Source organism: Nostoc sp. 'Peltigera membranacea cyanobiont' 213 (genome assembly GCF_002245975.1).
Taxonomy (GTDB): domain Bacteria; phylum Cyanobacteriota; class Cyanobacteriia; order Cyanobacteriales; family Nostocaceae; genus Nostoc.
Map to the genome: position 1 here is coordinate 1 of NZ_NOLI01000202.1, position 10,617 is coordinate 10,617.

The following is a 10,617-nucleotide window of genomic DNA, read 5'->3' on the forward strand; positions in this document are numbered from 1 at the left end:
GAATTGGGCATTTGCTTATTAACTCTTCTCCCCATTCTCCACTCCCCACTCCCATAGTGTTGCGAGAACCAGGAGCAGGGCGACTGTTACAAGTTGTGTATCCGCTACCAGATGCGAATCAACCAGATGTACCAATGCTGGATGTGATGGATTACATCTTTACAGAGGGACGAAATTCTAGACTTTATCAGGCATTGGTGGAATCAGGTTTAGCTAGTGAAGTTACAGCATCCGTTACCAGTTTGCGAGAATCTGGCTGGTATGAGGTTTTGGTGACGGCTGGTTCTAAACAAGATTTGAAAAAAATTGATTCAGTGTTGAGTAGCGCGATCGCTAATGTAGCAGAAAAAGGTGTGACAACTGAAGAAGTAGAACGAGCCAAAACCCAATTAACAGCAGATGTAATTCTGAGTAACCGTGATATTACCTCTCAAGCAATGCGTTTGGGTAATGACGAGACAACTGTTGGTGATTATCGCTACACAGACCGCTATTTGGCTGCTGTTCGTCTGGTGAAGCCGACGGATGTTGTAACTGTGATTAATAAATACCTCACAAAAGAATCTCGGACAGTAGGCTTTTTTGAACCAACCCAAAAGCAGGTAACAGGGGTTAGTGACAAACCAGACTCAGCCCAAACTACCGAAAATTTCTCTCCTGGCGTGCCTGTGCTTCCTTCTGAGGTGGCGAAATACTTACCGCCTGTGGATTTGGTTACAGATGCGATTGCCCAAGTCTTACCACAGGAATTTAAACTTACCAACGGACTGCGGATATTACTGTTACCAGATCGTAGCACTCCCACCGTTACCCTGAGCGGCTACATTCAAGCCGGGACAGAATTCGATCCTGAGAATCAAGCGGGACTGGCTGCTTTTGTATCAGAGAATTTACTAAATGGTACTACGAGCAAAAATGTCTTAACTATTGCTAAAGTATTGGCAGAACGAGGGGCGAGTCTCAACTTTGAAGTCCATCGTGAAGGTGTGCATATCGAAGGTGATAGTTTAGCAGGGGATTTGCCGATAATTCTGGAGATATTGGCAGATGTTGTTAAAAATAGTACCTTTCCCGCAAAAGAGTTGGAATTGCACCGCCAACAAACTTTAACTGATTTGCAACTGGAATTAGATGAGCCATCAGAAGTAGCCAGAAGAATATTTGTTCAGTCAATTTACCCGAAAAAACATCCTTTACATACCTTTCCCACAGAAGAGAGTTTACAGCAGATTCAGCGCCAAGATGTGATTGATTTCAAAGCTAAACATTATCGTCCAGATACGACAGTGTTGGCGCTGGTAGGAGATTTCGATCTAGACAAAGTGCGATCGCTCATTCAAAATGAGTTTGGTAACTGGCAAGTTAGCGGCCAAGCACCCACATTAAAATATCCCCCGGTATCAATGCCGGAGAAAATAGTCAGTGTCAACCCAGTCTTACCAGGTAAAGCCCAAGCTGTGACATATATGGGTTACACAGGTATTAACCGTTACGATCCTCGGTTTCATGCAGCCTTAGTATTGAACCAGATTTTGGGAGGGGATACCTTATCTAGTAGACTGGGTGCAGAAGTGCGCGATCGCCAAGGTTTGAGCTATGGAATTTATAGCTACTTCCATACTGGGAAGAATGCGGGCACATTTTTGATAGAAATGCAAACTAGTCCAGAAGATAGCAGTAAAGCGATCGCTAGTACTCGTCAAATACTACAGCAAATCCATCAACAAGGCGTAACTGCACTGGAAGTAGAAACAGCTAAACGCACCCTCATTAGCAACTACAACGTTTCCCTGGCAAACCCAGAAGAATTAACAGATAGAATTCTGATGAATGAGGTGTACGGACTAGATAAAGTAGAATTACATTCCTTTACTGACAAACTCCAGAAAGTAACCTTTGAGCAAGTTAATCAAGCGGCTCGTGAATTACTCCACCCAGATAAAATCGTAGTCGTGACTGCTGGGCCATCTGTGTTAGCAGAAAAAAGCATTAGGTAGAGATGGGCGCTGGGCATGGATAATAAAGAATAGGTAAAGCGGTTGTTACCGCTATCTATTAATTGTTCTTGCTCATCAGCATTGCCTTTTGAGGACTACCGATGAAAATTTACAACCATTTATACCAAATTGTAATTACATCTCTTACTTTACCAAACACTGCTTGGCTGCAAATATTACGTCGGAAGTACGTTATATTAACGTTGTTTCTCAGCTTAAATTTTATCGCTGCTACTCCAGCAATGGCAGCGAATTTATCTGGCGATTTGCTCAAGCAACCAGCCACAGAAATTACAATTAGCTTAGGTAATTTGGCTAACGAACTCAAGTTTGAGCCAAATCATCTAGAATTCGAGGCTGGTAAACGCTATCAACTCCGGCTTACCAATCCCAGCCAACTGAAGCACTATTTTACTGCTAAAGATTTTGCCGATGGCATCTGGACACAAAAAGTTCAAGCAGGCAAAGTAGAAGTCAAAGGAGCCATTCACGAACTGGAACTCAAGCCGGATGCTGAGGCAGAATGGGTATTTGTGCCTCTGAAATCTGGAACTTATGGCTTACGTTGTTCAATATCGGGACATACGGAAGCAGGTATGACTGGAGAAATTGCCATAAAAAATTAAAAATTCTTAGACTTAGTATTGAATAACCGTCTAATGTTTCAATTAAAGATAATTGAGCTAAATTCTATCGTGTGCAGCGAAAAATAAGTTAGAGCAATTTTGATTGAAGTCTAAAACATCAGGAGGAGGCTAATATGTTATTATATATACATTACGCAGCTAAACTGCAAGAATCCCTATCAGGGATTAAAATAACTTAAATTATAGATATTATTTCTCAAGTAATCTAGAGAAAGCATTCATACTTCATCGACAAAGCTACCAGTAATTATTAATTTCCTATGAACATTTTCAGTAACTTACTTTCTCAAACAACTCAGCCTGCAACATCAAAAAAAAAGGGACGAGGAATTGAAATTAAATCATCGCGTGAAATTGAAATCATGCGACAATCATCGGCAATTGTGGCAACTGTTCTCAAAGAAATTTCCGAGCTAGTAAAGCCAGGAATGACAACGGCTGATTTGGATGCTCACGCTGAAAAACGCATCCGCGAAATGGGGGCAACACCAAGTTTTAAAGGATACCACGGTTTTCCCGGTTCTATCTGCTCCAGCATTAATAATGAAGCAGTACATGGCATTCCTAGCCCGAAGAAAGTGATTCGCGTGGGAGATGTATTAAAAGTAGATACCGGCGCTTATTACCAAGGCTTTCATGGTGATTCTTGCATTTCAATTGCTGTCGGTGAAGTGACAGAAGAAGCTGCTAAATTAATTCGCGTCGCAGAAGAAGCTTTATTTAAGGGCATTGAACAAGTAAAAGCTGGTGTATACCTACTTGACTTAGCTGGAGCAATTGAAGACCATGTGAAAGCTAACGGCTTTAGTATAGTCGAAGAATTCACTGGACACGGTGTTGGTCGTAACTTGCACGAAGAACCTTCAGTATTCAACTACCGTACCCGCGAGATGCCAAATGTTAAACTTCGTGCGGGGATGACGCTGGCAATTGAGCCAATTTTAAATGCGGGTTCTAGACACACTCGGACATTATCTGACCGTTGGACGGCAGTCACCGTGGATAATTCTTTGTCGGCTCAGTTTGAGCATACAGTTTTGGTAACAGATACTGGTTATGAGATTTTGACTGACCGTTCTAAGGTGTAATTGTTAATGTTTGTAGTAAGTACTACCTTGCGGGAACGCTGCGCGAACAGTCCTTAGAAAACAAGGACTAAAGTCCTTACTACCAACTTACTTCTCAATCAATTAAAACTTGATACTCATCGGAGCGATAAGAACCATTTATAAAGTAAAGCTTAAATTGTAGGGTGCGTTAAAGCAGCGCGTAACGCACCGGTAAATATTGTGCGTTACGGCTAAATTAGACTTTCTCAAACCTTCAAATTCCTACACAGCCATAACACACCCTAACTTTTTATTTACTTTATAAATAGGTTCTAACTGCTATATTTCGCTGATAGACGCATAATTAGTTTTATAAATATTAAGTGTTTCCTTAGCTTGTATAGAGACAGACGTACTATTTGGAATTGCTTCTAATAAACTGATTGCTTGTTTCCATTTGTCTTGTGCCTGCTGCCGAATTAGTGGCGAATGAGGCGATTTATTGAAAAATAAATTAGCTTCTATCGCTAGTTTTTGGGCTGATTCAAAGTTGTTTAAAGCTTTCTTTTCAATTATGACTCTTTGAGTGATAGATTTATAGTTAATTCGATAGTAAGCTAATTTGTTTTTTGCTCTATCAGAAACCGATGTTTTATCATGAATACTATCTAACAAGATTATTGCCTGATGCCATTTAGTTTCGGCTTGTTGCCAGACTTTTAGAGGATGTGGTGGTTTTTGAACTAAAGAAGCTGCTTCCATACCAAGTTTTTGAGCAGATTTAAACTTAGCTAAGGCACTCCCTTCTTGAATTAAACTTAGATTAGTCTGTTGCCATTGGTGGCTTTGCTCCTTAAGTTTCCAACCACCAAAACCTAAAATTACTAAACTTGAAGCTATAATCAAAGCTGAACGGACTATTTTTGGTGTCGATAATTTTGGTAATTTCTCTACATGCTGGCTAATAATTGGTTTATTACTACTTTCTTCTTCAATCTTTTTTAGGGCGTGTTCTGCTTGTTCTTTTAAAGTTTCACTATGAAGAATTAAAGCAGCAATTTTATCTTTAAAATAATCACAATCATTAAGAATATCCGTCAATTCTTGAAATTTACCATCACTTGATATAATTAATTCGTGGTCATCGTCTAACCATTCTAAAGCAAAACCAGATTTGCCAAAGAAAGCAGACACCCCTAATAAAATATTTAATAAACTACGACTATTTTTAATAGTGTCAAAAATATAATTTAACTTTTGTTGTAATTCTACTAACTCTTTTTGATAATTACTAATTTTTGTAATTTGATGTCCTAAAATATGATAATTTTCAAGGACTAAGTTAATTTTTAAACCCTCAGTAATTAACTGAAATTGGGCGGATAAGCTGAGATGATTAATGTCAAAATTTAGTTGATTGACCAAACGATCGTCACTGAGAATATCACCAGCTATTGCCTGCAAAAAATAACCCCACTCAATCCAGCCATCGATTTTGGATTGTAAATCAGTTAATGATATTTTAGTTTTTGAATGTCCAAATTTTTCTGCGATCGCTGGCTCTAATAATCCAACACTAGCTACAGTATTTATTCGCGGAAGTGTAGCGATCGCAGAATTTTTGATATTATCAAATTTTAATTCTTGAATAATTATTTTCTTAATATTGCGTAGTTGCTCTTGAGCATTATCGATCGAGATAATTTGTTCCATGATTTCATTAGAATCGCCAATAGTCAGTTTTAAACTCTGAATTAGTGTTGGCAATTCACTAACAAGTATTTCTAGGTTAGCCATAAATACCTCTTAGGGATTTGTCGAAAGTTTATACGAAACAATTAAAATGGCTTGAGTCAGAACATAACCACATCTGTTGCATCTGAGCATCCTAGTTGAGTGACAAAGCTTAGGAGCTATAAAATGTATAATTCCCGTAAATCCTGCTAAAGTAACAATTTCAGTTTAAAAATCCCAGAGAAAGACAAAATTACCCATTCACTAACTTATGAATGAAGTTGATTTAGCATTTACCCCCGCACTAGAGTTGGCGCAATTAATTCGTCGCCGAGAAGTGTCACCCCTAGAGTTGGTGGAAATATATTTAGAACGGATTGGACAGTTAAATCCCCAATTAGGAAGTTATTTTACGGTGACGGCAGAATTAGCGATCGCAGATGCCAAAGCCAAAACAGAATTATTGACAACTACCTCAGAATTACCGCCATTTTTTGGCGTGCCAATTTCCATTAAAGATTTGAATGCTGTAGCTGATGTTACGTGTACTTATGGTAATCCAGCATTACTGAACAATATCCCTAATTATGATGATGGTGTTGTAACGCGGATTAAGCAAGCTGGGTTTACTATTCTTGGGAAAACAGCCACTTCCGAATTAGGTTCATTTCCATACAGCGAACCTACGGGTTTTCCGCCAGCGAGAAATCCGTGGAATTTAGAATATACCCCTGGTGGTTCCAGTGGTGGCGCGGCGGCAGCGGTAGCAGCAGGATTATGTGCGATCGCTCAAGGTTCTGATGGCGGCGGTTCGATTCGCGGCCCTGCGGCTTGTTGTGGTTTGGTAGGAATCAAACCATCCAGAGGCAGAGTGAGTAAAGCACCCGTCGGCGAACGCCTCGCTGGAATTGCCGTCAACGGCCCCATCGCCCGAACTGTGGCTGATGCTGCTGCCCTTTTGGATGCCATAAGTGGCTATGTCACAGGCGATCCTTACTGGTTGCCAGATCCCGAACCATCATTTCTCGCCGCCACTCAGACAAAACTTGGTGCTTTGCGAATTGCCTTTGACACTAGCATTTCTCCTTTGGGAGAAGCTGATGCCAACTGTCAGCAAGGTGTCCGTCAAACAGTCCAGTTATTAGAACAACTCGGCCATGAAGTTGAACAGAAATCTCCAGATTTTAGCGGTTTAGTCGAACCATTTCAAATCGTTTGGCAAGCTGGAGTAGCTGCGGCGGGACTTCCGGTTGAAGCCTTACAACCAATGAATCGCTGGCTATTTGCACGCACAGGTTCTGTCGCTGACTATCTGAAAGCAGTTTCCCAAATGCAGATAATAGCACGGCAGATTGTGGCGTTTTTTGATACCGTTGATGTGCTGGTATTGCCAGTTTATCTGCATTCACCTATCCGCGTGGGGGAATGGGCTTCGCTGAGTCCAGAAGAGACATTCCAAAATATTATTGAGTGGGTTGCCCCTTGTCCCCCTGCCAATGCAACTGGACAACCTGCGATCGCAATTCCTGTAGGCTTTGATAGTAAGGGTTTACCCATGAGTGTGCAGCTAATTGGTAAACCTGCGGCTGAAGCTACACTCATCAGCCTAGCAGCACAATTAGAAGCAGCTAACCCTTGGATTCATCATCGTCCAGCCTTGGCAATATCAGGCTAATTATGCAGGCATCCCTGGAACAACTTTCGCAAATTATTGTGTTTGCAGGTTTAGAAACAGCAGACAAAGTAAGTTTGCAACCTTACACTCAGGTGCAACGCCATCGCAAAGGAGAGATTATTCTCCATGAAGGTGATGCTTTACCAGCAAAACTCTATGCTGTTGTCAGTGGAGCAATTCAAGTTACCAAAACAGCAATGAAGGGGAAAGAAACAATTCTCCGCACCTTAGCTGCTGGGGAAATTTTTGCGGCTCCTGCTTTATTAGGAAATGGAATATCCCCGGCAACTATAACTGCTGAATTTGATTGTGAAACTCTCACTGTAGAACGAGATGCTTTATTAAAAGCGATTGGGCAAAATCCTGAAATTGCATTACGAATGCTGATGGTTTTTAACAGTCGAATTCAGCAATTTCATGAAACAGTCCACGGATTAGTTTCTGAAAGAGCGATTGTTCGCCTTGCCAGATTAATTCAATATTTTGCTGCTGAATCGGGAACTGAATTAAGTCCACAAGGCGAGTGTTTAAAAGTCAAGTTGTCTTATTATCGCATGGCTCGAAGTAGCGGCATTACTTACGAAGAATGTGTGCGGTTGATTAAAAGTCTCAAGTCAGTAATTAGCTATCATCGGGGTGGGACGATTATTATACTTGATACTGAAAGATTACATGCGGTTGCCTCTGGAGATATAGATTAGGTTTGAGATAAATAGCTCATAGAAGCAGAATTACTTCGCTTTCCACTCTTGCTCAAGGATAGCGTAAAGAAAATTATCATACCATCTGCCTTTAATTAACTCTTTTTCCAGCAGATGTCCCTCACGTCGCATACCAATTTTTTCTAATACCCTTACAGAAGCAACATTCTCTGCAACACACCAAGACCAGATCCGATGCATTCCCAGTTCTTCAAAGCCAAACTTTAAAATTGCCCGTGCTGCTTCTGTTGCATAACCTTGTCCCCAAAACTGAGGATTTAATTCATAACCGATATTTGCTTCCCGCAGTTCAGAATCGTTTACACGGATGCCACAATTGCCAATAAGCTGATTTTCTTCTTTAAGGACAACAACTAACTGAAACTTTGTTCTTGGTTGCTCTTTTTGCTCACCAATAAACATCTGGATAAATTCGGAAACATCCTTCTGTGTGCGATGCGTCCAATAACTGTAACGCAAGTACAAAGGATCGGATTGATAGGCAAAAACCGCTTGCCAATCTGCCTCTACAAAGTCACGCATTAGCAAGCGGTGTGTTTCTAAGATCATGTCTTTTCTCTATGTGCTTATTGGAGTGTACCAATAAGCACATAGAGTTTGAGTACAGCCTTGTCAATAGTTATACAAATTCTGGATGAAGATGCACTAAACCATAAGTACAAGAAAGAAAAACGAACCGCAAAGGACGCAAAGAACACAAAGAAAGAAGTTAAAAGGGTTTGGCGCAGCCTCACAAAGAATTGGTATTTGGGGAATGATTAAGTTGCCCGATCAATTTTTTGCACTTCTTCATCAGATAGGTTCACATTGATAGTTTGTGTTGAGTCTTCAATGCTGGAAACCTTGCTAGCTCCAGGAATTGGCAAAATAGCGGGCGACTTAGAACGCAACCAAGCTAGAACGATATTATATAGTGACACACCTTTTTCTTTAGCTAAGTTAGCGATCGCAGGGATATTTTGCAAATCCTGATGGCGATATCTACCACCAAAGGGACTCCAAGGCAAAAATGTCAATCCTTGCTGTTCGCAATACTTCAACACTCCATCATTTTCTGGTTGTCGTTGCCAAGGGCTGTATTGATTCTGCACTGAGACAATATCTACTACATCTCGCGCCTGCTTAATTTGTTCAACGGAAAAGTTAGAAACTCCCACAAACCGAATCAAACCTGCCTCTACTGCTTCTTTCACAGGCGCAAGAGATTCTTCAATGGTGTAATTAGGATCGGGAGAATGGTATTGCCAAACATCGATGGGTTTATCACCACCCAACGCCTCAAAACTAACTCGAATTGTTTCGCGTAAATGTTCTGGCTTGCCGTTTTGTGTCCAGTTTCCATCGGGGCGCATTAAACCGCCTTTTGTTGCCACAATTACTTGGCTAATATCGCCTTTGTAACTAGCAAGCGCCTTGTGAATTAGTCGCTCATTGTGGTGTTTTTCTGACTCATCTTTGCAGTAAGAGTCAGCAGTATCAATAAATGTGATACCCAAATCCAGAGCATGATGAATAACTTCGATTGATTGCGATTCGGGAGGGCGATTAGAGATTGACATGGGCATACCACCCAAGCCAATCGCACTCACAAAGACACCAGTTTTTCCTAGTTGTTTGGTTTCCATGCTTCTAGCTATAGCTTTCTGCCCTAATTATCTACCAGCAAGCCAAAGCTTATTTAGCAATTGATAATAAATCCTCCCTAGTACTTAGACTTAGCGATCGGTGAATGGATTGCCAAGGGCATACTCTACTCAAGGCTTAAGTATTCTATATACAGGCACTGATGAAAATTGTAGAGGAAACCCGTACTAGATTGCAGCTAAAGCATAGACCAATCAGATATTGGTTTATCGGGTGTTGCATTTTTACTATCTGTTTAGGCTTTTTAATTTACTGCTTATTTTTTGAGGCTGCTTCAGTTAGTCTCAATTGCGATCGCGTCTCGCCAACTCAAGTTAACTGTGAATTGAGGCGGTTTAATTTGCTGGGAAGTATGGAGAAACTCAAAATCTTTGACCCCAGAGAAGCATATATTCTGACAAAGACTACTAGCAAAGGGGGGAGAACTTATCAAGTTATAATTGTGACTCCATTTCAAGACTTTCCTCTTTTATCCCATGTTAGCTATGAAGAGGATCGGGAATTTACCTTGAAAACTAACGATTTTATCAACTCTAGGCAAACTTCTCTATTTGTACAGCAAAATCAGCGAAATTATTTATTTTTCTTAAATTTATCTATATTAATTATTATGGCGATCGCAGCTTATTTTGGAACCTCACCTGTAACTATCTGCACTTTCTATAAGAGTATCGATCGGGTATTTATCGAACGGAAAAGCCTGCGTGGCAACCAAGTTATTGAATATCCACTAGAAAGTATTTTGCGTTTTGATATCCAAGAAAAGCAATATAAATACTCTAAGCTTTATCGGGTTGTAATTATATTAAAATCTTTCAAAGAAATCCCAATTAATCCACAATATACTGATGAAAGTAGCATCAGATATGCAGTCTCTAGAATCCACTCATTCCTCAAGTTTTAACATTACTGCGAGCCGTACAGATAATTTTCCCATTCGCTTGTACTACTACTTGTAACTTAAGCGGAGCCGGACACGCTCCGCCTCTGGTATATGCTGTTTCTTTTTCCTACTGTAAAACTTTTTTTAAGACGTTCAATCGGACTTTCTTCAACATCAACCGTTACTATAGGATTACTATTTGCTTTTTGAACGAAATTAGGTATTGTAGAGGAGCCAGTGCGTTGCGGTGAATCCAGCGCTGTAGG

The 10,617-nt window shown here is 40.5% G+C and carries 10 protein-coding genes; 6 read left to right on the forward strand and 4 right to left on the reverse strand.

What is annotated here, in order from left to right; all coding sequences use genetic code 11:
• The 3 genes from CDG77_RS31595 to map form a co-directional block, all read left to right on the forward strand.
• Positions 1–1,997: M16 family metallopeptidase (locus tag CDG77_RS31595; protein ID WP_143857135.1), on the forward strand; the 1,997-nt coding region annotated here is incomplete at its 5' end.
• 101 nt (positions 1,998–2,098) lie between these two features.
• Positions 2,099–2,623 (forward strand): cupredoxin domain-containing protein, encoded by a 525-nt coding sequence (locus CDG77_RS31600; RefSeq protein WP_223270086.1) that lies wholly within the window; start codon positions 2,099–2,101, stop codon positions 2,621–2,623.
• Positions 2,624–2,904: 281 nt separating this feature from the next.
• Positions 2,905–3,732 carry a type I methionyl aminopeptidase gene (gene map, locus CDG77_RS31605; protein ID WP_094333161.1) on the forward strand — a complete coding sequence of 276 codons (828 nt, stop codon included), beginning with the start codon at positions 2,905–2,907 and terminating at the stop codon, positions 3,730–3,732.
• A 300-nt stretch (positions 3,733–4,032) separates the two neighbouring features.
• Here the strand turns inward: map and CDG77_RS31610 are convergent, their stop codons facing one another.
• Entirely contained in the window at positions 4,033–5,490 is a 1,458-nt protein-coding gene (locus CDG77_RS31610) for a hypothetical protein (RefSeq protein WP_094333162.1), read from the reverse strand.
• Positions 5,491–5,698: 208 nt separating this feature from the next.
• Between CDG77_RS31610 and CDG77_RS31615 the strand changes: the two genes are divergently transcribed.
• Both CDG77_RS31615 and CDG77_RS31620 read left to right on the forward strand, forming a co-directional pair.
• Positions 5,699–7,102, forward strand: a complete 1,404-nt coding sequence (locus CDG77_RS31615; RefSeq protein WP_094333163.1) for an amidase — start codon at positions 5,699–5,701, stop codon at positions 7,100–7,102.
• 2 nt (positions 7,103–7,104) lie between these two features.
• Complete coding sequence (locus tag CDG77_RS31620; RefSeq protein WP_094333164.1) at positions 7,105–7,803, forward strand: Crp/Fnr family transcriptional regulator; 699 nt, start codon at positions 7,105–7,107, stop codon at positions 7,801–7,803.
• A 30-nt stretch (positions 7,804–7,833) separates the two neighbouring features.
• Here CDG77_RS31620 and CDG77_RS31625 read toward each other — a convergent pair whose 3' ends face one another.
• Both CDG77_RS31625 and CDG77_RS31630 read right to left on the reverse strand, forming a co-directional pair.
• The gene (locus tag CDG77_RS31625) at positions 7,834–8,373 is read right to left on the reverse strand and encodes a GNAT family N-acetyltransferase (RefSeq protein ID WP_094333165.1); all 540 of its coding nucleotides are present in this window, start codon (positions 8,371–8,373) and stop codon (positions 7,834–7,836) included.
• Positions 8,374–8,582: 209 nt separating this feature from the next.
• Positions 8,583–9,449: an aldo/keto reductase gene (locus tag CDG77_RS31630; protein WP_094333166.1), complete on the reverse strand. Its 867-nt coding sequence runs from the start codon at positions 9,447–9,449 to the stop codon at positions 8,583–8,585.
• A gap of 161 nt (positions 9,450–9,610) precedes the next feature.
• Here CDG77_RS31630 and CDG77_RS38180 point away from each other — a divergent pair, with 161 nt between their 5' ends.
• The gene (locus CDG77_RS38180; protein ID WP_223270087.1) at positions 9,611–10,372 is read left to right on the forward strand and encodes a hypothetical protein; all 762 of its coding nucleotides are present in this window, start codon (positions 9,611–9,613) and stop codon (positions 10,370–10,372) included.
• A 56-nt stretch (positions 10,373–10,428) separates the two neighbouring features.
• Here CDG77_RS38180 and CDG77_RS38185 read toward each other — a convergent pair.
• Positions 10,429–10,617 (reverse strand): hypothetical protein (locus CDG77_RS38185; RefSeq protein ID WP_223270088.1); only part of this gene is annotated, 189 nt, incomplete at its 5' end.